The organism is Compostimonas suwonensis (genome assembly GCF_002797855.1).
Taxonomy (GTDB): Bacteria; Actinomycetota; Actinomycetes; order Actinomycetales; family Microbacteriaceae; genus Compostimonas; species Compostimonas suwonensis.
This window is the reverse complement of sequence record NZ_PGFB01000001.1, coordinates 256,834-279,595: the sequence shown is the minus strand read 5'-3', so window position 1 is coordinate 279,595 and position 22,762 is coordinate 256,834. Positions and strand designations below refer to the sequence as shown.

The window sequence follows — 22,762 nt, the reverse complement described above, 5'->3', positions numbered from 1 at the left end:
GTAGCAGCCGGCGCTGCCCCGCCGACCGGGCCTCCGAACGCAGCGATCGCGTCCGGCCGACCGCCCTGCACATCCCCGGCCGTGGCGGTGTTCCTCCACCGTTCCCGGCCGTGCCTGCGCCCGTCGTGGCCGCCCTGTACCGTAGCCGTGTGAAGCTGCACAGCGTACGAACCCACAAGAGCGACGAGAACCTGCCCCGCGACGGCCAGCTGGCCTGGGCGATCGCGGAGGTCGCCGTCGACCCCGTGCCCGTGACACCCGAGGTCACCGAGATGGTGATCAACAGGGTGATCGACAACGCCGCGGTGGCTGCGGCATCCCTCACCCGTCGCCCCGTCGTCTCGGCGCGCTCGCAGGCCCTCGCGCACCCGGTGTCGACGGGCGGCGACGGCGCGACCGTCTTCGGGCCGGATGCCCAGACCCGCGTCTCGCCGGAGTGGGCCGCCTGGGCGAACGGGGTCGCCGTGCGCGAGCTCGACTACCACGACACCTTCCTCGCCGCCGAGTACTCGCACCCGGGCGACAACATCCCGCCGATCACAGCCGTGGCCCAGCACCTCGCCGCGTCGCGGGGGCTCGCCGGCTCCGACCTCGTGCGCGGCATCGCCACCGGCTACGAGATCCAGATCGACCTCGCGAAGGCGATCAGCCTGCACGCCCACAAGATCGACCACGTCGCCCACCTCGGGCCGAGCGCGGCGGCCGGCATCGGCACGCTGCTCGGCCTCGACCCGCTCACGATCTTCCACGCCGTCGGGCAGGCCCTGCACACGACGACGGCCACCCGGCAGTCCCGCAAGGGCGAGATCTCCACCTGGAAGGCGCACGCCCCGGCCTTCGCGGGCAAGATGGCCGTCGAGGCCGTCGACCGCGCGATGCGCGGCGAGACCTCGCCGACCCCGATCTACGAAGGCGAAGACGGCGTGATCGCGTGGCTGCTCGACGGCCCGAACGCCTCCTACGAGGTGCCGCTGCCCGAGCCCGGCGAGCCGAAGCGCGCGATCCTCGACAGCTACACGAAGGAGCACTCGGCCGAGTACCAGGCTCAGGCGTGGATCGACCTCGGCCGCCGGCTGCACGGCCGGTACCCGCAGCTCGCCGATCCCGCCAACGTCGTGAGCATCGTGCTGCACACCTCTCACCACACCCACTACGTCATCGGCTCGGGCGCGGGGGATCCGCAGAAATACGACCCGGCGGCGTCGCGCGAGACGCTCGACCACTCGGTTCCGTACATCTTCGCCGTCTCCCTGCAGGATGGCGCGTGGCACCACGTCGACTCCTACGCGCCGTCGCGCGCCGCCCGCCCCGACACCGTCGAGCTCTGGCACAAGATCAGCACGGTCGAAGACCCGGAGTGGACCCGCCGGTACCACTCCCTCGACGTGAACGAGAAGGCCTTCGGCGGCCGCGTGGAGATCGAGCTCGCCGACGGCACGACGATCGTCGACGAGATCGCCGTCGCCGACGCGCATCCTCTGGGGGCGCATCCCTTCGAGCGCGCGGACTACGTGGGCAAGTTCCGCGCCCTCGCGCACGGAGTGCTCGATCCGGCGGAGATCGAGCGGTTCCTGGCCCTCGCGCAGAGACTTCCGGAGCTCACCTCGGCCGAGCTCGGGGGGCTCACGATCACGGCGGCGGGTCCCGGCATCCTCGCCTCGGCGCACGCGCCCACCGGTCTCTTCTGAGCTCGCCCCCGGCGCCGCCGCCGAATCCTCGGGTGCGCCCCGAATGCAGGAGTTCGGTCGCTCAGAGCCCCGATTAAGCGGCAGACTGGATGAGATTCGCACCACTCTCCTGCATTCGGGCTCCCCACAAAGGCCTCCGGCCGGCAGCGAGGATCGAAAGGACGCCATGCTCTACGCGAGTTCCACTCCGGCCGACAAACGGGCACGACTGCGCGAACGCCTCGCCAGTGGCGAGCTGCTGCAGTTTCCCGGCGCATTCAACCCCCTCTCGGGCCGGCTCATCGAGCGCAAGGGCTTCGACGGGGTCTACGTCTCGGGCGCCGTGATCGCCGCCGATCTGGGTCTGCCCGACATCGGCCTCACGACCCTCACCGAGGTCGCCGGCCGCGCCCAGCAGATCGCGCGGATGACGGAGCTGCCCGCCCTCGTCGACGCCGACACCGGTTTCGGCGAGCCCATGAACGTGGCGCGCACCGTGCAGACCCTCGAAGATGCCGGGATCGCAGGCCTGCACATCGAAGACCAGGTGAACCCCAAGCGCTGCGGCCACCTCGACGGCAAGAGCGTCGTCGACCTCGACACCGCGCTCAAGCGCATCCGCGCTGCGGCCGACGCGCGCCGCGACCCCAATCTGCTCATCATGGCGCGCACAGACGTGCGGGCCATCGAGGGCCTCGGCGCCGCGGTCGACCGCGTCAAGGCGCTCGTCGACGCGGGGGCCGACGCGATCTTCCCCGAGGCGATGGCCGACCTCTCCGAGTTCGCCGCCATCCGCGACGCCGTCGACGTGCCCGTGCTCGCGAACATGACCGAGTTCGGCAAGAGCGAGCTCTTCACGACCCAGCAGCTCGCCGACGTCGGCATCAACATCGTCATCTACCCCGTCTCGCTCCTGCGCCTCGCGATGGGCGCCGCCGGGCGCGGGCTCGACACGATCCGCACCGAGGGCAGCCTCACCTCGGCGCTCGGCGAGATGCAGACCCGCGCCGAGCTCTACGACCTCCTCGACTACGAGTCGTACAACACCTTCGACTCGTCGGTCTTCAACTTCCAGATCCCCCAGGCGCCCTAGCATCCGGACCCGCCCCGGCGCGCCGCGCCGCGCCGGATCTTTCGGATACGAAGGCGCAACCGAAAGGAGCACGATGAGCGAGCAGGAACAACCCGCCATCCACAAGGGACTCGCCGGGGTCGTCGTCGACACGACGGCGATCTCGAGCGTCAACCCCGAGACCAACTCCCTGCTGTACCGCGGCTACCCCGTGCAGGAGCTGGCCGCCGACTGCAGCTTCGAGGAGGTGGCCTACCTGCTCTGGCACGGCGAACTGCCGACGGATGACGCGCTCCTCGTGTTCGAGGCGACCGAGCGCGAGAACCGTCCCCTCGACCCCACCGTGAAGCGGGTCATCGACGACCTCCCCCTCACGGCGCACCCCATGGACGTCGTACGCACGGCCGTGAGCGTCATCGGCGCCGACGACCCGGATGCGGAGGTCTCGACCCCCGAGTCGAACCTCGGCAAGTCGGTGCGGCTCTTCGCCCAGCTGCCCTCCGTCGTGGCCTACGACCAGCGTCGCAGGCAGGGCCTCGAGCTCGTCGAGCCGCACGAGGAGCTCGACTACGCCGAGAACTTCCTCTACATGACCTTCGGCGAGGTGCCCGATCCGGTCGTCGTCGACGCCTTCCGGGTGTCGCTCATCCTCTACGCGGAGCATTCCTTCAACGCCTCCACCTTCACGGCCCGGGTCATCGCCTCCACCCTCAGCGATCTGTACTCGGCCGTGGTCGGCGCCGTCGGCGCCCTCAAGGGGCCCCTGCACGGCGGTGCCAACGAGGCCGTTATGCACGTCTTCGACGAGATCGGCACCGCCGACCGCGCCGAGGAGTGGCTGGATGCCGCGCTCGCCGAGAAGCGCAAGATCATGGGCTTCGGCCACCGCGTGTACAAGAACGGCGACTCCCGGGTGCCCACCATGAAGGCCGCCCTCGACGCCCTCGTCGAGCACTACGACCGCGCCGACCTCCTCGAGCTCTACACGACCCTCGAGAACGCGATGGGGGAGCGCAAGAACATCAAGCCCAACCTCGACTACCCCTCCGGCCCCGCTTACAGCCTCATGGGCTTCGCGACCGAGACCTTCACGCCGCTGTTCGCTGCGGCGCGCGTCACCGGGTGGACGGCGCACGTGATGGAGCAGCTCGCATCCAACTCGCTCATCCGGCCGCTGTCGCTGTACGACGGGCCCGCCGAGCGCCACCTGTAGTCGCGGCATCCGGGTCGGTGTCTTTCTCCTCCTCAAATGCTTCTTCCGACATGCAGGAGATCGTGGGTGTGGAGGCCGGATCCGCCTGTGTTTTCCGGCGCTGACCCCGGGATTCCTGCATTTGGCACCGAGCGATTTAGTGCCGGGCGATTTAGTGCCGGGCGATTGGCGCCGAACGACGGGACTGGATGCGTTCCGTCGGCGGCCAATAGGCTGAGTGCATGCGATTCGGACTCTTCATTCCCCAAGGCTGGCGTCACGATCTGGTCGGGATCGACCCGGCCGAGCAGTGGGCCACGATGCACGGCATCGCCGCCCACGCGGATGCCGGCGAGTGGGAGTCGATCTGGGTCTACGACCACTTCCACACCCGGCCGATCCCGAGCGAGGAGGCCACGCACGAGGCGTGGACGCTCATGGCGGCCTTCGCGGCATCCACGAGCCGGGTGCGCCTCGGCCAGATGTGCACGTGCATGAGCTACCGCAACCCCGCCTACCTCGCGAAGGTCGCCGCGACGGTCGACGTCATCTCGGGCGGCCGTGCGCAGATGGGCATCGGCGGCGGCTGGTACGAGCACGAGTGGCGCGCTTACGGCTACGGCTTCCCGCCCATCGGCGAGCGGCTCGCCCGCCTCGACGAGGGCGTGCAGATCATGAAGCAGGCCTGGACGACGGGCACCGCGACCCTCGACGGCGAGCACTACCAGGTAGACGGTGCGATCGTGCGCCCGCTGCCGCTGCAGGAGGGCGGCATCCCGCTCTGGGTCGCCGGCGGCGGAGAGAAGGTCACGCTGCGGATCGCCGCGCAGTACGCGGACTACACGAACTTCGACGGATCGCCCGAGGGCTTCACCCACAAGAGCGAGATGCTGCGCGCGCACTGCGACCGCCTCGGAACTGACTTCTCGGCGATCGTGCGCTCGGCCAGCTACAACGTCACCATCGGCGCGACGGAGGCCGAGGTCGAGGATCGCCTGCGTGTGCTCGAGGATCGCGTGCGCCCCTATCTCGGCGCCGAGACCGACGAATTCGTGGGGGAGTATCGCAAGGACACGGCCCTCGCCGTCGGCACACCCGAGCAGATCGTCGAGCGCTTGAGCGCAATGAAGGAACGTGGCCTCGGCTACGGCATCTTCTACTTCCCCGAGGCGGCCTACGACCGCTCAGGTATCGAGCTCTTCGAGCGCGAGGTCATCCCGGCGCTCCGCTGAGGCGACTGAGCGGGCTTGGCTGAGCGGGCTTGGCTGAGCCGGCGGTGTGGAGCCGCGGCATCCGGGTCGGGCGTCGCCATCCAGCCATCCCACGTGCAGGATGCCGCTGCGTCAGCGGGTGTACCTGCGGGTCGGGTCGGGCGAAATCTGTAGTTTCTCCTGCATTCGGGGCGGCACGGCGGCGGGCGGATGTGCGGGGGTGCACAGGCGCCGTGCGACCGGATGGTGCCGTGGCTAGCATTGCCGCGTGCATTTCTTCTTCCGAACCATGCTCCACGTCGCGCTCTCCGCTCGGGGCCCGCGCCTCGGCCACTACGACGTCGCACGCACGAGCTTCCGGGTGCTGCCGACCGATCAGGACATCTTCCGGCACATGAACAACGGCGTCTACCTGTCGATCCTCGACATCGGGCGGTTCGACATGCTGCGCCGCAACGGCACCTGGGCGATCTTCCAGAAGCGCGGCTGGTATCCGGTCGTCGTGTCGGAGACGATCAGCTTCCGCAAGTCGCTCACGCTCTGGCAGAGGTTCACCGTCGAGTCGCGCATCCTCGGCTTCGACGACAAGGCCGTCTACGTCGAGCAGCGTTGTGTGCGCAACGGTGAGATCTACGCGCAGGCCTACATCCGCGGGCGCTTCCTGAAGCGTTCGGGTGGCGTCGTCACGCTCGAGGAGCTGCTCGGCGCCGTGGGGCCCGTGCCGGCCTCGGTCACCGTTCCCGAGTGGCTTCTGCAGTGGGGCAAGGATGCCGCTCTGCCCCCGACGCGCGCGGCCGCCCCGAGCGTCTGGTCGTAGTCGCCGTAGTCGCCGTCCGCCGTGGCATCGACGGCCCCGGCATCGACGGGCGTGGCATCGCCGGGCGGAGCGATTCCTGTCGCGGGAGGCCGACCCTGCCCTGCTGAGCTCAGGCGCTCGCGATGAGCGTGAACATGCCCGCGGGATCGGAGGCGCGCCGATCGGCCGCGAGCCGCTCCGACATCTCCGCCGGCCACAGGGAGTCGAGCTGCTGCTCGCTCGTGATGCTCCCGGCGAAGTTGGTGATCGGATCCGCCGACATCCAGCCGGCGACGGCCTCCGCGATGCCGCCGGCGACGGCGGGCAGCACGGTCTCGAAGAGACCCGGGTCGGGCACGCCGACGACGAAGAGCGTGAAGCCGGCCGTGCGACCGGCGACGGCCCCGCCGTTCTGCGGCTCGCGCGCCATCGCGCCGCCGAGTTTGCGCAGCTCGACCATGATGATGGGGATGTCGGCGGCCGGGCCCCCGATCGCGAGCAGGGTCGAGAGGAAATCCTGATCGATCTCGCCGAGGGTGTAGCCACGGGTCCAGCCGGGGCCGGGTGCACCGGGATCGTTGTGGATCGTGGCGATCGCGGCTGCCGGCATCTCTGCGACGAAGTCGAGGTAGACGGGCGCGGCCGAGCGGATCGGCTCGAGCAGGCGGGCGCCCTCCTCCGCGTCGCCGACGAAGGCGTAGCGCACGGTGAGGAGCGTGCGGCCCCGGAGGGGCTCGGGAACGACGTCGAGCGGCGGCATCCGCATGATGGCGGCGGAGGTCGTGATCGAGTCGGGGATGGTCTGCGTCCAGTCGAGCCATGAGCGCAGAACCGTCTCGATGTCGTCGACCGCGAAGAAGAGGCTGCCGCCGTAGATCGTCTCGAGCGGGATGAGCTCGAGCGTGATCTCGGTGACGACGCCGAAACCGCCCTTGCCGCCGCGCAGGGCCCAGAACAGCTCGGGGCTCTCGTCGGCGGAGATGCGGGCGACCGTGCCCGACGCGGTGACCAGGCGGAATCCGCGCACCCAGTCGGCCGTGAAGCCGAAGGTGCGCGAGAGCGGGCCGATGCCTCCGCCGAGGGTGTAGCCGGCGACGCCGACCGTGCTCGCGGCCCCGGTGAGCGGGGCGAGGCCGTGTTCGGCGGCGGCCGCGACGACCGCCCCCCACTGGGCCCCGGCGCCGATCGTCGCGAGACGGGCGGCGGGGTCGATCGTCACGGTGTCGAGCCGCTTCGTCGTGATGAGGAGGCCGTTGACGATGGGCGTCTCGGTGCCGTGCCCTGTCGAGAGGATGCGCACGGGCAGCGAGTTCACGGCGGCGTACTGCACCGCAGCCTGCACGTCGGCCTCGGATGCCGCGCCCACCACGATGGACGGGTCGTTGACGATGGCCGTGTTGAATCCAGCGACCTCCTCGACGATGCCGTCTTCTCCGCGGAGGTAGACGACGCCGTCGACGGCGTTCTGGAGTTCTTCGATGGTGTCGATCGAGCGGGAGGCGTCGGCGAAGTCGGTCATGCGCCGAGGGTATCGTGACGCACCGACATCACGGAAGACGCTCTACGAGGTCTTCTTCTTCGAGCTCGCGGACGCCGCGCTCTTTCCCTTCGGCTTCGCCCGGCTCTTCTCGACGCTGCGCCGCAGGGCCTCCATGAGGTCGATGACCTCGCCGCTCCTCTCCTCGTCGTCGGCCTTGCCGAAGGTCGCCTCGGTGTCGAGGGCGTCGCCCTGTTCGAGCTTCGCCTCGATGAGGGTGCGCAGCTCCTCCTGGTAGTTGTCGGTGAACTTCTGCGGAGAGAAGTCGGTGGCGAAGGAGTCGACGAGCGAAGAGGCCATCTCGAGCTCGTTCGCGGCGATCCGCACGGCCACGTCGAGCGCGGGGAAGTCGGCTTCGCGCACCTCGTCGTCCCACAGGAGCGATTGGAGCATGAGCACGTCGCCGCGCACCCGCAGGGCTCCGAGCCGGGTCTTCTGGCGCAGGGCGAAGTGCACGATGGCGGTGCGGTCGCTCTGCTCGAGGGTGCGCCGCAGCAGCACGTAGGCCTTCGGCGACGTCGAGTCCGGCTCGAGGAAGTAGCTGCGATCGAACATGATGGGGTCGAGCTGGTCGCTGGGCACGAACTCGACGACCTCGATCTCGCGGCTGCGCTCCTCGGGCAGCGAGGCGAGATCCTCGTCGGTGAGCACGACCGTGCGGTCGCCGTCGTCATAGGCCTTGGCGATGTGCTCGTACTCGATGACCTTGCCGCACACCTCGCAGCGCCGTTGATAGCGGATGCGCCCGCCGTCTTTGTCGTGCACCTGGTGCAGGCTGATGTCGTGGTCCTCCGTGGCGCTGTACACCTTGACCGGCACGTTGACGAGACCGAAGGTGATGTCGCCCTTCCAGATGGCTCTCATGGGAACATTACACACCCGCGCTCGCGCAAGGGGTAGCCATTGTGCGAGGAGCCGGGTTGGATGTAGCCATGGCTGACACGGGAAAAGGCCAGGCCGTCACGATCGGCGGCCACAGGCTCACGCTGACCAATCTCGACAAGGTGCTCTACCCGGAGACCGGCACGACGAAGGCCGAGGTCATCGCCTACTACTCGGCGATCGCCCCCTTCCTCATCCCGCACGCCCGCAATCGGCCGGCCACCCGCAAACGCTGGGTGCACGGGGTCGGCACAGCGGATGATCCGGGGCAGGTCTTCTTCCAGAAGAACCTCGACGACTCGACGCCGGAGTGGGTCAACCGGGTCACGATCCAGCACAGCGATCACAGCAACGACTATCCGCTCGTCAACAACGAGGCGACGCTCGTCTGGCTCGCGCAGATCGCCGCCCTCGAGGTGCACGTTCCGCAGTGGAGGGTCGACGCGCAGGGCCGCCCGAAGAACCCCGACCGACTGGTGATCGACCTCGACCCGGGGGAGGGCGCCGGTCTCGCCCACTGTGTGGAGGTCGCCAAGCTCGCCCGCGAGATCCTTCGCGACATGGGGCTCGATCCGGTGCCCGTGACGAGCGGCAGCAAGGGCATCCACCTCTACGCGGTGCTCGACGGCACGCAGACCTCCGACGAGGTCTCCGAGGTCGCGCACGAGCTGGCGCGCGCGATCGAGGCCGACCACCCCGATCTCGCCGTGAGCGACATGAAGAAGTCCCTGCGCAGCGGCAAGGTGCTCGTCGACTGGAGCCAGAACAGCGCCGCGAAGACGACCGTGTGCCCGTACTCGCTGCGGGGGCGGGCGCGCCCGACGGTCGCGGTGCCGCGCACCTGGCGGGAGCTCTCGTCGACGAGCCTGCGGCAGCTCGAGCTCGACGAGGTGCTCGAGCGGATGAAGAAGAGGGCGGACCCGCTCGCCGAGGCGGAGTCTGGTGTCGCCGACGAGAGCGGCATCGGCGACCACGGCCGCACGGCTCGCGGAGGCGGCCGCGACTCGGAGGGCGGGCATGGCGGCGCCGAGTCGGGGAGCGCGGGATCGGCGGGGCACGACCGGCTCGCGGTCTACCGCTCGAAGCGCGACGCCTCGAAGACGCCCGAGCCGGTTCCCGAGGCCCCGGCGAGCGGCTCGGTTCCGGATGGCTCGCCCCGGGCGTCGCACGGCAGCTCGTTCGTGATCCAGCGGCACGACGCCCGCGCTCTGCACTACGACTTCCGGCTCGAGCGCGACGGGGTGCTCGTGTCGTGGGCTCTGCCCAAGGGGCCGCCCGACGACCCCGCGAAGAACCACCTCGCCGTGCAGACCGAGGACCACCCGCTCGACTACGGAGGCTTCGAGGGCACGATCCCGCGCGGAGAGTACGGCGCCGGCACGGTGGAGATCTGGGACACGGGAACGTTCGACCTCGAGAAGTGGCGCGAGGGCAAGGAGGTCATCGCGACCCTCCACGGCCAGCCCTCGGGCGGCCTCGGCGGGGAGCCGCGGAAGTTCGCCCTCATCCACACGGGCAAAGGCGATGACGGCAAGCAGTGGCTCATCCACCTCATGCAGGAGCAGCCGGGTGAGGTGTCGACGGGCGCCGGCACGGCCAAGGGCAGGGGGAGGAGCGCCGGCGCGGGAGGCGGGCGGGTCGCGAAGGGGGCGGAGGGCGGGACGGGTGCTGCCGCGGCATCCGAGCTCGTCTCGGGGCGCCTCACGCGCACCCGCTCGGTGCCCCGCCCCAAGCCCATGCTCGCGACGCTCGGGAGCGAGGACGACATCGACGACGAGCACGACTACGCCTTCGAGATGAAGTGGGACGGCATCCGGGCGCTCGCGGAGGTCGACGGGAACCGCGTGCGCCTCTTCACGCGCAACGCGAACGACGTCTCGGGGGCCTACCCCGAGGTCGTCGAGGCGCTCGCCGCGAGCGGAAGCGCGGGCGCGGGCGCGGACGCGGGCTCCGACGCAGGCAAGCTGCTGCTCGACGGCGAGATCGTGGCGCTCGATCGTCGTGGCCGGCCGCGGTTCGGTCTGCTGCAGCCGCGGATGGGCCTCGTGAAGGCCCGCGACATCGAGGCGGCACGCGCGAAGACGCCCGTCTCGTACATGGTCTTCGACGTGCTGAGCCGCGACGGCGAGTCGCTCGTGTCGCGCGAGTACGAGGAGCGGCGGGCCGTGCTCGGCGAGATCATGGCGGGACTGTCGGGCGGCGTTGTGCATTTTCCTCCTTCGTTCACGGGCGACCTCGCCGACGCGATCGAGAGCAGCAGGGCGCTCGGGCTCGAGGGCGTCATGGCCAAGCGGCGCGACAGCGGCTACTCGGTCGGTCGACGCTCACGAGCATGGATCAAGATCAAGCACCACCGCACCCAGGAGGTCGTGATCGGTGGATGGCGGCCGGGCAAGGGCCGTCGTGGAGGGCAGGTGGGCTCGCTGCTGCTCGGCCTGCCGGAGAACGGCTCGCTGCGCTATGTCGGGCGCGTGGGCACGGGCTTCAGCGATCGCGAGGTGCAGAGGATCACCGAGCGCCTGGCCTCGCTCGCGCGCAAGACCTCGCCCTTCGACGACGTGCCCGCTCTCGACGCGGCCGACGCGCATTGGGTGACCCCGAAGCTCGTCGGGGAGGTCGAGTTCGCCGAGTGGACGGACACCCGCCGCCTCCGCCAGCCCTCCTGGCGCGGCTGGCGCCCCGACAAGACCCCCGACGAGGTACGCGCCGAGACGGCGTGGACGCAGGGTGCCTGAGCTGCGGCATCCTGCCATCTCGTCTCTGCGGAGGGGCCTAGGGGGCGCTTGAGCTGCCGCGGGCGGCCTCCAGCAGCACGCCGAGCGTCTGGTCGCTCACCTCGATGCCCGTGTCGTCGAGGCGGCGCCGGAGCTCGTCGAGAAACTGTTCGTCGCTGTGCCCCGCCATGTCGGCGGTCACCTGCACGAGCAGCCCGCGGATCCGTTCCATCTGCGTCGCATCCCCGCTTCCGTCTTGCACGGGTTCGGTCTGGTCTCCAGCGCTCATCGTCGCTCTCCCTTCGGCCATGCGTGTCTTCGACGCTACGCTTCCGGCGGCCGAGCGGCTCGAACTCCCACCGCGTGCCCAGCTTGCCCGGCTCCCTCGCCCGTGCTCTGACACGTCCTCTCATGCCTCCTCTCACAACGACGGATTTTCGGCCGAAAACGGGGCATCCGGCAGCCGAAACGGTGAGAATTCGGCAATTGTTCCGTCGTTTTAAGTGGGAGGAGAAGGGATGTCGGCGCGGTCACGTAGTCTTCCCGGCATGGATGTCGCGTTGAGAGCCAGACCGCACGAGGCGGCCGCTCGTGAGAGCGTGTACCGTCCGCGGCATCCGGTGTCGCTGCGGCTCACCCTGCGGTCGCTCGGCCGCGGGCCCTACGACCCGACCACGGTGTGGAACGACACCGGATTCTGGCGCACGGCGCTCACGCCGATCGGTGCGGCGACGTTGCACCTGCGCACCCTGAGCGACGGGGCGATCGCCGCGCGCGCCTGGGGCGACGGCGCCGAGTGGATGCTCGACGCCGTGCCGCGTCTTCTCGGCTCCGACGACGACTGGAGCTCGCTCGACGTCTCGGCTCATCCTCTTCTGCGCGACGCCCTGCATCGTTCGGCGGGCCTGCGGCTCGCTCGCACCGATCGGGTGTTCGAGTCGCTCGCCCCCGCGATCATCGAGCAGAAGGTCACGAGCATCGAGGCCTACCGCTCGTGGCGACGGCTCGTGGCCAAGCACGGCACGGCCGCCCCGGGCCCCGCGCCGTCGGGCATGCGGGTGTTCCCCTCCGTCGAGGCATGGCGGCGCATCCCCTCGTGGGAGTGGCACCGTGCGGGGGTCGACCCCCGCCGCTCGCAGGCCGTGCTGACGGCCGCGCTCGTCGGGCACTCGCTCGAGCGGGTGTGCGCCCTGCCGAGCGATGCGGAGGGCCTGCGCGAGGCGGCGACCAGGCTCACGAGCGTTCCGGGCGTCGGAGCGTGGACGGCCGCCGAGGCCCTGCAGCGCGCACTCGGCGACCCCGACTCGGTGAGTGTGGGCGACTACCACCTCGCCGCGGATGTCGGCCACGCCCTCATCGGCAGTGCGGTCGACGACGACGGGATGCTCGAGCTGCTCGCCCCGTGGCAGGGGCAGCGGCAGCGCGTCATCCGTCTCATCTATGCGGGCGGGTTCACCGCGCCGCGTCGCGGCCCCCGGGCGACGATCCAAGACCACCGGGGCCACTAACCGCCCTCCACAGGGCCGTCGTTTCTCGTCACCCCGACGGGCGTCACGGGGTGCCACCGACGCGCCTCCTGTTTCCACTAAGGTCGTGACCATGAGCACGAAGAGCAGACAAGGTCCGCACCGCGAAGAGGTCGAACACATCCCGCACGCCGGTTCGGGGTGGTGGGGTGTCTTCGCGGGTGTCATCACCCTCACCATCGTGTCGGTGCCGCTCTCCGCGGCCTTCGCTTTCGCGACGAACCCCAACACGCAGCAGCTGTTCGCGGGCCGTCTGGCCGACGACACCCAGCTGGGCTACTCGCTCTTCTGGTGGGCCGTGACGATCCTGCTTCTCGCACTCCCGTTCCTCGTCGGCTTCGGCATCGCGAGCCTGCGCGGCAAGGGCCTCGGCATCGCCGCCGGCATCATCGCGCTCTTCGTCGTCGTGATCGTCGTGCTCGGCCGGCTCTACGTCTTCTAAGCGCACGTCTTCTCGGCGCAGTGCCGTCTCAGCGCGGCGTCGTCTCGGCCCGGCGTCTTCTCGCCGCCGGGCCCTCCGACCCTCCGACCGCGATCCGCCGCGCGGCGGGCTCCGAGCTCGTCGACGATCCGCTCGGGATCAGTCGAGGGATGCCTCGCGGTAGGCGCTCGCGAGCGCCGGGTAGTAGGCCTCCCAGGGCTCGGGCTCGACCCCGGCGGTGGCGGCGTAGAGGCGGTCGAGGTAGTAGTCCCATCCGGGGCCGATGTCGCCCGCGTCATCCGCCGGCTGGAGCACATGCGTGAAGGTCAGGATGCTCCCCGCCTCCGTGGTCGCGCCGATCGCGAGCTCGAGGTGCCAGACGCCCCCGCCCGGCTGAGCGAACTCGACGGTGAGGCGTGTGGGCGGCTCGCACACGAGCACCGCGACGGGCTCCGGATCGGTCGCGCCCTCCGCGGTCATCAGGAAGCTCACGCTCCCGCTCGCCGGGTCGCCCGACCACGTGCCGATCCAACGGCCGAGCTTCTGCGACTCGGTCGTCCACGCCCAGAGGACTTGTGCGTCGACCGCGAACCGCCGCTCGTAGACGAGGGTGCGGCTGCCCCCGATCTGAACGATCGTGCCGCTCGCACGTGGTGCCATGGCGACTCCTCCGAACGCTCGACGAAGCTCGACGCGTTGTGTCGGTGTGGTGCTCCTGTGGCTCACAGCGTAATCCCGCGGATGTCCGAGTGCCAGGGGTGCGGTGACGCCCCGGCCGGCCCGGCGCACGACTCAGCGGCCGCGAAGCCGGTCGAGCTCGCGGCGCTCGCGCTTCGTCGGCCGCCCGGCCCCGCGGTCGCGCAGGGCGCTGACGGCGATCTCCTCCCGCGGCGGGGGAGGCGGGGTCTTGTCGAGGATGCATTCGGCGGCGACGGCGGCGCCCACTCGCTTGACGATGAGGCGCTTGGCCTCGACGATGTGCTCCACGTCGGCGAAGCGCACGCGCACCTCGTCGCCGATCCGCACGGGCTGAGCCGGTTTCGCCTTCTCGCCGTTGACGCTCACGTGACCGGCGCGGCACGCTGCGGCCGCGGCCGAGCGGGTCTTCGCGAGACGCACGGCCCAGATCCAGCTGTCGACGCGAACGCTGGCCGGGGAGTCCATCATCCGACTCTACGACGTGCGCGGCATCCCCTCATCCCCTCCTCTCCCTCTCTCACCCCTCTCCTCTCCCACCTCTCTCAAAACGACGGACATTCTGCCCAAAATGGAGCTTTTGCCCCCGTTTCGGCCTCATTTGGCCAGAATCTCCGTCGTTTTGAGAAAGGAAGAGGAGGGGGAGGAGGAGACGGAGAAGGGGGGAGGTCAGCTGATGACGAGGCGCTTGATGAGCTCGCCGTCGAGCGTGAAGGCGAGCGGCCCGGTGCCGTTGTACCCGTTGCCGCTGACCTCCATGGTCACGACGACCTCGTCGCCGCGCTCGGCGACGCTCACGACCTCGAAATGCGACTGCTTGCCGATGTTGTCGCTCTGGTTCCAGCTCGCGACGCCGGAGTGCCCGTGGAACTCGCGACCCCAGTCGTTGAGGTAGGCGTCGTCGGTGAAGCAGGCCAGGAAGGCCTCGGTGTCGGCCGCGTTGGTCGCGTCGACGAAGCTCTGGATGGCTGCGGGGATCTGCTCGGTCATGGTGTGTGTCCTCTCGTCGGTGTCGGTGTCGGTGTCGGCGTCCGGGTTGATTGCGGACGCGCGGTCGTGCGTGGTCGTGACGGCGTGCTCAGTTCATTCCACCGTTGACGTACACGATCTGTCCATTGATCCAGCGCGCGGGCCCGGCCAGGAAGGAGACGACCTCCGCGATGTCGCCGGGGGTTCCGAGGCGTTCCATGGGGTTGAGCTTCGCGAGCCGGTCGATGGTCGCGTCATCCTTCCCATCGAGGAAGAGGTCGGTGGCGGTGGGGCCGGGGCCGACGGCGTTGACGGTCACGTCGCGCCCGCGCAGCTCCTTCGCGAGGATGAGCGTCACGGCCTCGACGGCGCCCTTCGTGGCGGCGTAGGCGGCGTGGCCGGGCAGCGCGGCCCGGGTGACCGAGGTGGAGAAGGTGACGATGGCCCCGCCGGTGCGCACACGGCGGGCGGCCTGCTGCGCGACGACGAAGGTTCCGCGCACGTTGGTGCGGTGCATCCTGTCGAAGGCGTCGAGGACAGGGGCGAGTGGCCGGCGTCGGTCGCCGCCATCGCGCTGCGCGCCGCCCTGGGCGAGGATGCCGCGGGGCTGCTGCGCCCCGAAGAGCTCGCCCTCCTGCGGCTCTGGCTCGACCGCATCGCACGCGAGGGCTGATCGCGGGCACGCGACCGCGGGTTTGTTCGCGGGCGACGACCGCCGAGGGACAGCGGTGGGGGACAAACCCGCGGTGGGGGACAAATCCGCGGCGGGCGAGAAACCCGCGGTGGGGAGCAAACCCGCGGTGGGCGAGCAGCGGCCGGCGCGGCCCTTAGCCTTCGAGCACCGCCATCGCGGCGTTGTGGCCGCCGATCCCGCTCACGGCCCCTCCGCGGCGCGCCCCCGAGCCGCACAGCAGGATGCGCGGATGCCGCGTGGCGACGCCCCAGCGCTGCGCCGCCGTGATGAGGGGCTCGTCGCACGCCCACGGCCAGGAGAGCGGACCGTGGAAGATGTTGCCGCCGGGCAGGGCGAGGGTGTTCTCGAGGTCGAGCGTCGTCTTCGTCTCGATGCAGGGCCGGCCCGTGGCATCCCGCAGTATGAGGTCTTCGATCGGCTCGGCGAGCACGGAGTCGAGGGAGGCGAGCACGGCTCGCGTGAGGCGCTCGCGGGTGGCGTCGTTGTTCTCGGCCGTGAGCCAGCGGTGCGGGGTGTGCAGGCCGAAGACGGTGAGGGTGTGGGCGCCGCTCGCCGCGAGCTCGGGGCTCAGGATGCTCGGGTCGGCGAGCGAGTGGCAGTAGATCTCGCAGGGCAGGCGCTCGGGCATGACCCCGCGGGCGGCACCGGCGTGCACCGACTCGAGCTGCTCGAAGGTCTCGTTGACGTGGAAGGTCCCGCCGAAGGCCTGCTCGGGCGTCACCGTCTCGTCGCGCAGTCGCGGCAGTCGCGAGAGCAGGAGGTTGACCTTGACCTGCGCGCCCTCGGGGGCGGGCCGAGCGGTGAGGTCGCCGTCGCCGTTCTCGCCGAGCAGCCCGTCGAGCACGGCCGGCGCGACGTTCGCGAGAACCGTGCCCGCCTGCACCACTCGCTCGCGCCGTCGCCCACCGCGGTGCTTCCGCTGCCGGAACCGCACCTCGCCGTCAGGGGTGATCGCCGTGACCTCCGCGCCCGTGACGAGCTCGGCGCCGGCCTCGCGCGCCACCCGCGCGAGCTCCCCGGAGACCGCGCCCATGCCCCCGATCGGCACGTTCCACTCGCCCGTGCCGTTGCCGATCACGTGGTACAGAAAACAGCGGTTGGCGTCGAGCGAGGCGTCGTCGGCGCTCGCGAAGGTGCCGATGAGGCCGTCGGTGAGCACGACCCCGCGCACGAGGTCGCTGTCGAAACGATCGCGGATGACACGACCGAGCGGCTGCTCGACGACGCTGTTCCACATCTCCTCGTCGTCCACCGTCGCCCGCATCTCGTCGCGGGTCATGAGCGGTTCGAGCATCGTCGGGAACACGGCCTGTGCGAGACGGGTGGTCTGGGCGTAGAACGCCGCCCAGGCCTCGGCGTCGTGCTCCGCGCCGATCCGGGCGAAGGAGAGCGCCGTCGTGCGCGCGTCGGAGGTGTCGACGAGCAGGCCGCGGCTCGGGTCATCCGGGTCGGGGGTGTAGGAGCCGTAGCGGCGCCGGGCGAAGGCGATGCGCAGGCCGAGCTCGTCGACGATGCGCTGCGGCAGCAGGCTCACGAGGTAGGAGTAGCGGGAGAGCCGGGCGTCGACGCCCTCGAACGCCTGGGCGGAGACCGCCGCGCCGCCCAGCTCCTCGGCCCGTTCGAGCACGAGCACGCTGCGGCCGGCCTGAGCGAGGTAGGCGGCTGCGACGAGCCCGTTGTGGCCTCCGCCGACGATGACGACGTCGTGGGCGGGGGCGTGGGTGGGGGCGTGGGCGTGGGCGCCCGGGGTGTCCGGGCTGTCGGGCGCGGTGACGGGTGCGTCGCCGGGCGGGCTCGCGGACGCGGGGTCGCTCATCCGGCATCCCTCGTCTCGGTCGGGCGCGGGGTCTCGTCCGCGTCAGCACCCGGCGTCCCGGTGTTCTCGGACGACGTCGCGGCGAGCACTCCGCGGGCGTTCTGCAGCCAGCGGCGCTGCACGACGGCGACAGCGACGCCGAGGGCGAGCAGCAGCGCCGGGATGCCGAGATAGGCGTAGCGCGCGGCGGACTCGACGGCGAGGGTCTGGCCGACGTAGCCGATCGCGAGGGCGACGAGCAGCAGCACGCGCTGAGGGATGGCGGCGGGCAGCGATCGCACGAGGTGGCTCGCGTAGTCGCGGGCGACGGGCAGATCGATGGCCGGGACCTCCTGCGGGCGCCCCGCGTGCACGGCCCGTTTGATCACGGTACGGCTCGAGCCCCAGACGGGCAGGTAGGTGTCTCCGCTCGCGCGGGTCTGCGGGAAGAGCCAGAACATCAGCGCGGTGTCGGCGAGCAGCCCGAGGGCCAGCCCGAGCAGCAGCCACTGCGTGACGCCCAGCGCATCGCCCTCCGCGAAGAGCAGGGCGAGCACGACACCGCCGGCGACGCCGAGCACGGGCACCCCGAGGAGCACCGTGTAGACGAGCGCTGTGTTCTTGGCTGCCGGCATCCTGCCCTCTTCCGTGGTCAGCGTCTATCCCATCAGTTTCCGGGCCGAGAGGCGAACCCCTGCCGCCTCGCCTCCCACTGTCCACTCCCTTCGCTACTCAAAACGACGGAGATTTCGCGCGAAACGGGTCGTTTGGCCGAGAAATGCCCCGTTTCGCGCGAAATCTCCGTCGTTTTGAGTAGGGAAGAGGGGGGAGGGAGGTCAGCCGCGCGTGACCCCGACGAACTCGACGGCGCGGGCGAGGGCGTCGCGGCAGGCGAGCACGGCGGGGCGCGAGCTGCTCGAACGGCGCGCCGCCGTGAAGACGGTGCGGCGCGGGTCGTTCTGCAGGGTCACGAGGTGCACGGGCGCGGGCTCGCCGGCCCAGACGAGCTCGGGCAGCATGCCGACGGCGTTGCCCGACTCGATGAGGCGGATGTGCGCCACGAGGTCGGCGGTCTCGAACCGCACGTCGGGCTCGAATCCGGCCTGGCGGCAGTTCTGCTCGGCCCAGTGCCGGGATGCCGTGCCCCGCGGCTCGAGCACCCAGGGCATGTCGCGGGCATCCGTGATCGCGTTCCAGTCGGTGCGCGTGGGCGGCACGGCCAGGCGCAGCTCGTCGGTGCACAGGTCGACCCGGTCGAGGTCGGGCAGGTGGGCGGCCGCGTGGCCCGGGTACTGCTCGGCGATCACGAGGTCGAAGTCGCGCGCCCACACGGCGTAGAGCCCGGCCTCGGGCTCGCGTTCGACGATCTCGACGCGCACCTCCGGGTAGTCGCTGGCGAGGATGGTGAGGGCCCGGGGGATGACGGCGTGGGCCGCCGATTGGAAGACGGCCACGCGAACCGTTCCGGTGACCTCGGTGAGGGAGGCGCGCAGCTCGGTCTCGGCGAGCTCCATCCGCTCGAGCAGATGCGTCGTGTGCTCGACGAGCAGTTCGGCTTGCGGGGTCAGCTGCACCTTGCGGCCCGATTTGATGAAGAGCGTCACCCCGGCCTCCTGTTCGAGCAGGGCGAGCTGCTGCGATACCGAGGAGGGGCTGTACGAGAGGGCGTCGGCGACACCCGAGAGTGTTCCGCGCACCTTGAGCTCGCGCAGGAGGCGCAATCGGCGCAGTTCGAGCATCGTGATCCAATCGATCGGTAATGCTTAATAATAATCTTCGGATTCATTCGCTTTACCGAATGGACTGTGATGGTCACACTAATGCTGTAGACGATTTCGAGTGACATTCGGGCACAGCGCCGCCGCTGGAGATCATCCGCACTGAGAGGAATACAGTCGTGAGCATGCCGAACCAGACCGATGATCGGGCAACCGGAGTGGCCGGACTCTCAGACGACGCCATAAACCTCGTGCGCAGCTGGCTCGCCCAGAGCAAGGATGCCGCGCCCGACCCCTCCGCCGAACGTCTCGCCGGTGTGCTCAAAGACCCCAACGGGCTCGACTTCACGGTCGGCTTCGTCGACGGCGTCGCGCGCCCCGAAGACCTCCGCGTCGCGGGCGAGAACCTGCAGCGCATCTCCTCCAAGGCCCCCGCCTTCCTGCCCTGGTACATGCGCTTCGCCATCTGGCTCGGCGGCGTCTTCGGCCCGGTTCTGCCGTGGCTCGTCATCCCCATCGCCCGCCGGGTGCTGCGCTCGATGGTCGGCCACCTCGTCGTCGACGCGACCCCCGACAAGCTCGGCCGCGCGATCGCCTCGCTGCGCGGCAACGGCAGCCGGCTCAACCTCAACCTGCTCGGCGAGGCCGTGCTCGGCGAGAAGGAGGCGGCCCGCCGTCTCGAAGGCACCCGCGCGCTGCTCGCCCGCGACGACGTCGACTACGTGTCGATCAAGGTCTCCGCGATCGCGAGCCAGCTGTCGATGTGGTCGTTCGACGAGACGGTCGAGCGGGTCGTCGAGCGTCTGACTCCGCTGTACGAGCTGGCCGCGGCATCCGCGACCCCCAAGTTCATCAACCTCGACATGGAGGAGTACCGCGACCTCGACCTGACCATCGCGGTCTTCGAGGGCATCCTCGACAAGCCGCAGCTGCAGTCCCTCGAAGCGGGGATCGTGCTGCAGGCCTATCTGCCCGACGCGCTCGGCGCGCTGCAGGGCCTCACCGAGTGGGCGACCGCGCGGCGCGCGCGCGGCGGCGCGGCCATCAAGGTGCGCGTCGTCAAAGGCGCCAACCTCGCCATGGAGCACGTCGACTCGTCGATCCACGACTGGCCGCTCGCGACCTACCCGAGCAAACAGGACAGCGACACCAACTACAAGCGCGTGCTCAACTGGGCGCTCACCCCCGAGCACGCCCACGCCGTCAAGATCGGCGTCGCCGGCCACAACCTCTTCGACGTGGCCTTCGCCTGGCTGCTCGCCACGGAGCGCGGCGTCGAAGACCGCATCGAGTTCGAGATGCTCCTCGGCATGGCCACCGGTCAGGCCGCCGCCGTCAAGAAGACCGTCGGCGGGCTGCTGCTCTACACACCGGTCGTCAACCCGGCCGAGTTCGACGTCGCGATCTCGTACCTGATCCGCCGCCTCGAAGAGAACGCGAGCCAGGACAACTTCATGTCCGCCGTCTTCGAGCTCGTCGACGAGCCGGCCATGTTCGAGCGCGAGAAACAGCGCTTCCTCGCCTCGCTCGCCGCCCTCGACGAGACCGTGCCCGGCCCCAACCGCACGCAGAACCGCGAGACCGAGTGGACGGGCGACACCGCCCCCTGGACGAGGCCCGTGATCCCCGAGACGGATGACGCGGCCGACGCCGGCCTCACGAGCGCCGTTCTCGGCCTCAAGCGCGGCTCGAGCTCGTCGCCGTTCTCGGAGCCCGAGTACGAGCCGTCGGCGGGCGAGCAGCGTTCGCCGTTCCGCAACGAGCCCGACACCGACCCCGCGTTGCCGGCCAACCGGGCCTGGGGGCGCAAGATCCTCTCCCGCGTCGCATCCTCGCAGCTCGGCGTCGACACGATCGAGGCCGCCCGGGTGACCGACCCGGAGCTGCTCGAGCGCATCATCGCGACCGTGCAGGCGACCGGCGCCGAGTGGGGCAACCGCCCCGGAGCCGACCGCGCGGCCGTGCTCGACCGCGCGGGTCTCGCTCTCGCCGCCAACCGCGACCGGCTCATCGAGGTCATGGCCAGCGAGACCGGCAAGACGATCGGCGAAGCCGACCCCGAGGTGAGCGAGGCGATCGACTTCGCCCACTACTACGCCACCCGGGCCCGCGAGCTCGACCTCGTGCAGGGCGCGATCTTCGTTCCCTCGCGTCTGACCGTCGTCACCCCGCCCTGGAACTTCCCCGTCGCGATCCCGGCCGGCTCCGTGCTCTCCGCGCTCGCCGCGGGAAGCGGTGTCATCATCAAGCCGGCCCCGCAGGCCAAGCGATCGGCCGCCATCATGGTCGAGGCGCTGTGGGAGGCCGGGGTGCCCCGTGAGCTGCTCGCCCTCGTCGACATCGAGGAAGGCGAGCTGGGCCAGGCGCTCATCTCGCACGCGGCCGTCGACCGCGTCATCCTCACCGGTGCCTGGGAGACCGCGAAGCTGTTCCGCTCCTGGCGCCCCGAGCTGCCGCTGCTCGCCGAGACGAGCGGCAAGAACGCGATCATCGTCACGCCGAGCGCCGACCTCGACCTCGCGGCGTCCGACGTCGTCAAGAGCGCCTTCGGCCACGCCGGCCAGAAGTGCTCGGCCGCGAGCCTCGTCATCCTCGTCGGGTCGGTCGCCTCCTCCGAGCGCTTCACGAACCAGCTCGTGGATGCCGCGACCTCCCTGCGCGTCGGCTACCCGCAGAACCCCGTCACCCAGATGGGCCCGCTCATCGAGCCGGCGGCCGGCAAGCTGCAGCACGCGCTCACGACCCTCGGCGCCGGAGAGCGGTGGCTCGTCGAACCGCGCCAGCTCGACGACAGCGGCAAGCTGTGGTCGCCGGGCATCCGCGACAACGTCGCCCCCGGCTCCTACTTCCACCTGACCGAGTTCTTCGGGCCGGTGCTCGGCGTGATGCACGCCCGCGACCTCGAGGAGGCGATCCGCTTCCAGAACGCGGTCGACTACGGCCTCACCGCCGGGCTGCACACGCTCGACAGCCGCGACCTCGCCCTCTGGCTCGACACGGTCGAAGCCGGCAACCTCTACGTCAACCGCGGCATCACCGGTGCGATCGTCGAACGCCAGCCCTTCGGCGGCTGGAAGCGCTCCTCGGTCGGCGCGGGCACGAAGGCCGGCGGCCCGAACTACCTCTACGGCCTCGGCTCGTGGGTTCCGGCATCCACCCCGGCCAGCTCGACCCTGCACCTGCGCGGGTTGCAGCAGCGTGTGACCGACCTCATCGAAGCCTCGCAGCCGTCGATCGACTACAACGCATTCGACGTGCTGCGGCGCTCGGCTCTGAGCGACGCCCTCGCCTGGGCGAACGAGTTCAACGCGGTCAAGGACGTCTCGGGGGTCAGCGCCGAGCGCAACCTGTTCCGCTACCGCACGGTTCCGGTGACGGTGCGCCTGGGCGAGGACGGCAAGCTCGCCGACCTCCTGCGCGTCGTCGCGGCCGGCATCCTCGTCAAGTCGCGGTTCGTCGTGAGCAGCGCTGAGGCTCTGCCGAAGGCGGTGCGCAGCATCCTGAGCGACAACGGCGTTCCGTTCACGACCGAGACGGATGCCGCGTGGCTCGCGCGTGCGGCAGCCGGCGGTCTCACGACCGACCGGGTGCGGCTCATCGGCGGCGACAGCGTGCACGGCGCCTCCGCGGCGGCCACGGCGCTCTCCACGGCCGTGGGCGGCAACCCGGATGTCGCGATCTACTCGGGCGCGGTCACGCCGGCCGGCCGCGTCGAGCTGCTCCCGTTCCTCCACGAGCAGGCGATCTCCATCACGGCACACAGGTTTGGCAACCCGGAGCATCTCTCCGAGGGTGTCATCTAGGCGCGTCCCTCCTGACGCGACACCGGGCCCACGCTCCTCACCATCCCCGAGGGCGTGGGCCCTCCTCTG

General features: G+C 70.4%; 20 protein-coding genes. 10 read left to right on the top strand and 10 right to left on the bottom strand.

Annotated elements, in window-relative coordinates; translation table 11 throughout:
• The first annotated feature begins 149 nt into the window (after positions 1-149).
• The 5 genes from CLV54_RS01200 (at position 150) to CLV54_RS01180 (ending at position 5,959) form a co-directional block, all read left to right on the top strand.
• Positions 150-1,688, top strand: a complete 1,539-nt coding sequence (locus CLV54_RS01200; RefSeq protein ID WP_100343132.1) for an MmgE/PrpD family protein — start codon at positions 150-152, stop codon at positions 1,686-1,688.
• A 166-nt stretch (positions 1,689-1,854) separates the two neighbouring features.
• Positions 1,855-2,760 carry a methylisocitrate lyase gene (gene prpB, locus CLV54_RS01195; protein WP_100343131.1) on the top strand — a complete coding sequence of 302 codons (906 nt, stop codon included), beginning with the start codon at positions 1,855-1,857 and terminating at the stop codon, positions 2,758-2,760.
• Between the two features lie 73 nt (positions 2,761-2,833).
• Positions 2,834-3,952, top strand: coding sequence for a bifunctional 2-methylcitrate synthase/citrate synthase (locus tag CLV54_RS01190; RefSeq protein WP_100343130.1), 1,119 nt, complete (start codon positions 2,834-2,836; stop codon positions 3,950-3,952).
• A 221-nt stretch (positions 3,953-4,173) separates the two neighbouring features.
• Entirely contained in the window at positions 4,174-5,163 is a 990-nt protein-coding gene (locus tag CLV54_RS01185; protein WP_100343129.1) for an LLM class F420-dependent oxidoreductase, read from the top strand.
• Between the two features lie 247 nt (positions 5,164-5,410).
• Positions 5,411-5,959, top strand: coding sequence for an acyl-CoA thioesterase (locus CLV54_RS01180; protein ID WP_245861208.1), 549 nt, complete (start codon positions 5,411-5,413; stop codon positions 5,957-5,959).
• Between the two features lie 109 nt (positions 5,960-6,068).
• Here the strand turns inward: CLV54_RS01180 and CLV54_RS01175 are convergent, their stop codons facing one another.
• Both CLV54_RS01175 and ku read right to left on the bottom strand, forming a co-directional pair.
• Entirely contained in the window at positions 6,069-7,457 is a 1,389-nt protein-coding gene (locus tag CLV54_RS01175) for an FAD-binding oxidoreductase (RefSeq protein ID WP_100343128.1), read from the bottom strand.
• Between the two features lie 42 nt (positions 7,458-7,499).
• Positions 7,500-8,339 carry a non-homologous end joining protein Ku gene (gene ku, locus CLV54_RS01170; protein WP_100343127.1) on the bottom strand — a complete coding sequence of 280 codons (840 nt, stop codon included), beginning with the start codon at positions 8,337-8,339 and terminating at the stop codon, positions 7,500-7,502.
• A gap of 68 nt (positions 8,340-8,407) precedes the next feature.
• Between ku and CLV54_RS01165 the strand changes: the two genes are divergently transcribed.
• Positions 8,408-11,092 carry an ATP-dependent DNA ligase gene (locus tag CLV54_RS01165; RefSeq protein ID WP_100343126.1) on the top strand — a complete coding sequence of 895 codons (2,685 nt, stop codon included), beginning with the start codon at positions 8,408-8,410 and terminating at the stop codon, positions 11,090-11,092.
• 37 nt (positions 11,093-11,129) lie between these two features.
• On the opposite strand, the gene CLV54_RS01160 is transcribed toward CLV54_RS01165, so the two are convergent.
• Positions 11,130-11,360 carry a hypothetical protein gene (locus CLV54_RS01160; protein WP_157802753.1) on the bottom strand — a complete coding sequence of 77 codons (231 nt, stop codon included), beginning with the start codon at positions 11,358-11,360 and terminating at the stop codon, positions 11,130-11,132.
• A gap of 271 nt (positions 11,361-11,631) precedes the next feature.
• On the opposite strand from CLV54_RS01160, the gene CLV54_RS01155 reads away from it, so the two are divergent.
• Together CLV54_RS01155 and CLV54_RS01150 are read left to right on the top strand one after the other, a co-directional pair.
• A complete protein-coding gene (locus tag CLV54_RS01155; RefSeq protein WP_100343608.1) occupies positions 11,632-12,579 on the top strand; it encodes a DNA-3-methyladenine glycosylase family protein in 948 nt (315 codons plus the stop codon).
• A 91-nt stretch (positions 12,580-12,670) separates the two neighbouring features.
• On the top strand, positions 12,671-13,039 hold the full coding sequence (locus tag CLV54_RS01150) for a hypothetical protein (RefSeq protein ID WP_100343124.1): 369 nt from the start codon (positions 12,671-12,673) through the stop codon (positions 13,037-13,039).
• A 138-nt stretch (positions 13,040-13,177) separates the two neighbouring features.
• Here the strand turns inward: CLV54_RS01150 and CLV54_RS01145 are convergent, their stop codons facing one another.
• From CLV54_RS01145 to CLV54_RS01130, 4 genes are all read right to left on the bottom strand, one after another.
• Complete coding sequence (locus tag CLV54_RS01145; protein WP_100343123.1) at positions 13,178-13,678, bottom strand: SRPBCC domain-containing protein; 501 nt, start codon at positions 13,676-13,678, stop codon at positions 13,178-13,180.
• 132 nt (positions 13,679-13,810) lie between these two features.
• Positions 13,811-14,182, bottom strand: a complete 372-nt coding sequence (locus tag CLV54_RS01140; RefSeq protein WP_211294402.1) for an RNA-binding S4 domain-containing protein — start codon at positions 14,180-14,182, stop codon at positions 13,811-13,813.
• Between the two features lie 201 nt (positions 14,183-14,383).
• Complete coding sequence (locus CLV54_RS01135) at positions 14,384-14,704, bottom strand: nuclear transport factor 2 family protein (protein WP_100343121.1); 321 nt, start codon at positions 14,702-14,704, stop codon at positions 14,384-14,386.
• An 88-nt stretch (positions 14,705-14,792) separates the two neighbouring features.
• On the bottom strand, positions 14,793-15,200 hold the full coding sequence (locus CLV54_RS01130; protein WP_100343120.1) for an SDR family oxidoreductase: 408 nt from the start codon (positions 15,198-15,200) through the stop codon (positions 14,793-14,795).
• Here CLV54_RS01130 and CLV54_RS17330 point away from each other — a divergent pair.
• Entirely contained in the window at positions 15,195-15,356 is a 162-nt protein-coding gene (locus CLV54_RS17330; protein WP_157802752.1) for a hypothetical protein, read from the top strand. The genes CLV54_RS01130 and CLV54_RS17330 overlap by 6 nt on opposite strands.
• A 154-nt stretch (positions 15,357-15,510) precedes the next feature.
• Here CLV54_RS17330 and CLV54_RS01125 read toward each other — a convergent pair whose 3' ends face one another.
• The 3 genes from CLV54_RS01125 to CLV54_RS01115 all read right to left on the bottom strand — a co-directional run bounded on the left by CLV54_RS01125 (position 15,511) and on the right by CLV54_RS01115 (position 18,911).
• A complete protein-coding gene (locus CLV54_RS01125; protein ID WP_100343119.1) occupies positions 15,511-17,193 on the bottom strand; it encodes a phytoene desaturase family protein in 1,683 nt (560 codons plus the stop codon).
• Positions 17,190-17,807: a hypothetical protein gene (locus tag CLV54_RS01120; RefSeq protein ID WP_100343118.1), complete on the bottom strand. Its 618-nt coding sequence runs from the start codon at positions 17,805-17,807 to the stop codon at positions 17,190-17,192. The genes CLV54_RS01125 and CLV54_RS01120 overlap by 4 nt, the downstream gene beginning before the upstream one ends.
• A 201-nt stretch (positions 17,808-18,008) precedes the next feature.
• Positions 18,009-18,911, bottom strand: coding sequence for a LysR substrate-binding domain-containing protein (locus CLV54_RS01115; protein WP_100343117.1), 903 nt, complete (start codon positions 18,909-18,911; stop codon positions 18,009-18,011).
• 164 nt (positions 18,912-19,075) lie between these two features.
• Between CLV54_RS01115 and CLV54_RS01110 the strand changes: the two genes are divergently transcribed.
• The gene (locus CLV54_RS01110; protein ID WP_100343116.1) at positions 19,076-22,693 is read left to right on the top strand and encodes a bifunctional proline dehydrogenase/L-glutamate gamma-semialdehyde dehydrogenase; all 3,618 of its coding nucleotides are present in this window, start codon (positions 19,076-19,078) and stop codon (positions 22,691-22,693) included.
• Positions 22,694-22,762: the final 69 nt, after the last annotated feature.

Excerpts from the sequence above, each read along its gene's own strand:
- CLV54_RS01165 (WP_100343126.1), top strand. The coding sequence starts at position 8,408 with ATGGCTGACACGGGAAAAGGCCAGGCCGTCACGATCGGCGGCCACAGG.
- CLV54_RS01115 (WP_100343117.1), bottom strand. The coding sequence starts at position 18,911 with ATGCTCGAACTGCGCCGATTGCGCCTCCTGCGCGAGCTCAAGGTGCGC.
- CLV54_RS01185 (WP_100343129.1), top strand. The coding sequence starts at position 4,174 with ATGCGATTCGGACTCTTCATTCCCCAAGGCTGGCGTCACGATCTGGTC.
- CLV54_RS01190 (WP_100343130.1), top strand. The coding sequence starts at position 2,834 with ATGAGCGAGCAGGAACAACCCGCCATCCACAAGGGACTCGCCGGGGTC.
- CLV54_RS01130 (WP_100343120.1), bottom strand. The coding sequence starts at position 15,200 with ATGCACCGCACCAACGTGCGCGGAACCTTCGTCGTCGCGCAGCAGGCC.
- prpB (WP_100343131.1), top strand. The coding sequence starts at position 1,855 with ATGCTCTACGCGAGTTCCACTCCGGCCGACAAACGGGCACGACTGCGC.
- CLV54_RS01150 (WP_100343124.1), top strand. The coding sequence starts at position 12,671 with ATGAGCACGAAGAGCAGACAAGGTCCGCACCGCGAAGAGGTCGAACAC.
- CLV54_RS01145 (WP_100343123.1), bottom strand. The coding sequence starts at position 13,678 with ATGGCACCACGTGCGAGCGGCACGATCGTTCAGATCGGGGGCAGCCGC.
- CLV54_RS01125 (WP_100343119.1), bottom strand. The coding sequence starts at position 17,193 with ATGAGCGACCCCGCGTCCGCGAGCCCGCCCGGCGACGCACCCGTCACC.
- CLV54_RS01175 (WP_100343128.1), bottom strand. The coding sequence starts at position 7,457 with ATGACCGACTTCGCCGACGCCTCCCGCTCGATCGACACCATCGAAGAA.
- CLV54_RS01135 (WP_100343121.1), bottom strand. The coding sequence starts at position 14,704 with ATGACCGAGCAGATCCCCGCAGCCATCCAGAGCTTCGTCGACGCGACC.
- ku (WP_100343127.1), bottom strand. The coding sequence starts at position 8,339 with ATGAGAGCCATCTGGAAGGGCGACATCACCTTCGGTCTCGTCAACGTG.
- CLV54_RS01110 (WP_100343116.1), top strand. The coding sequence starts at position 19,076 with ATGCCGAACCAGACCGATGATCGGGCAACCGGAGTGGCCGGACTCTCA.
- CLV54_RS01120 (WP_100343118.1), bottom strand. The coding sequence starts at position 17,807 with ATGCCGGCAGCCAAGAACACAGCGCTCGTCTACACGGTGCTCCTCGGG.
- CLV54_RS01140 (WP_211294402.1), bottom strand. The coding sequence starts at position 14,182 with ATGGACTCCCCGGCCAGCGTTCGCGTCGACAGCTGGATCTGGGCCGTG.
- CLV54_RS01160 (WP_157802753.1), bottom strand. The coding sequence starts at position 11,360 with ATGAGCGCTGGAGACCAGACCGAACCCGTGCAAGACGGAAGCGGGGAT.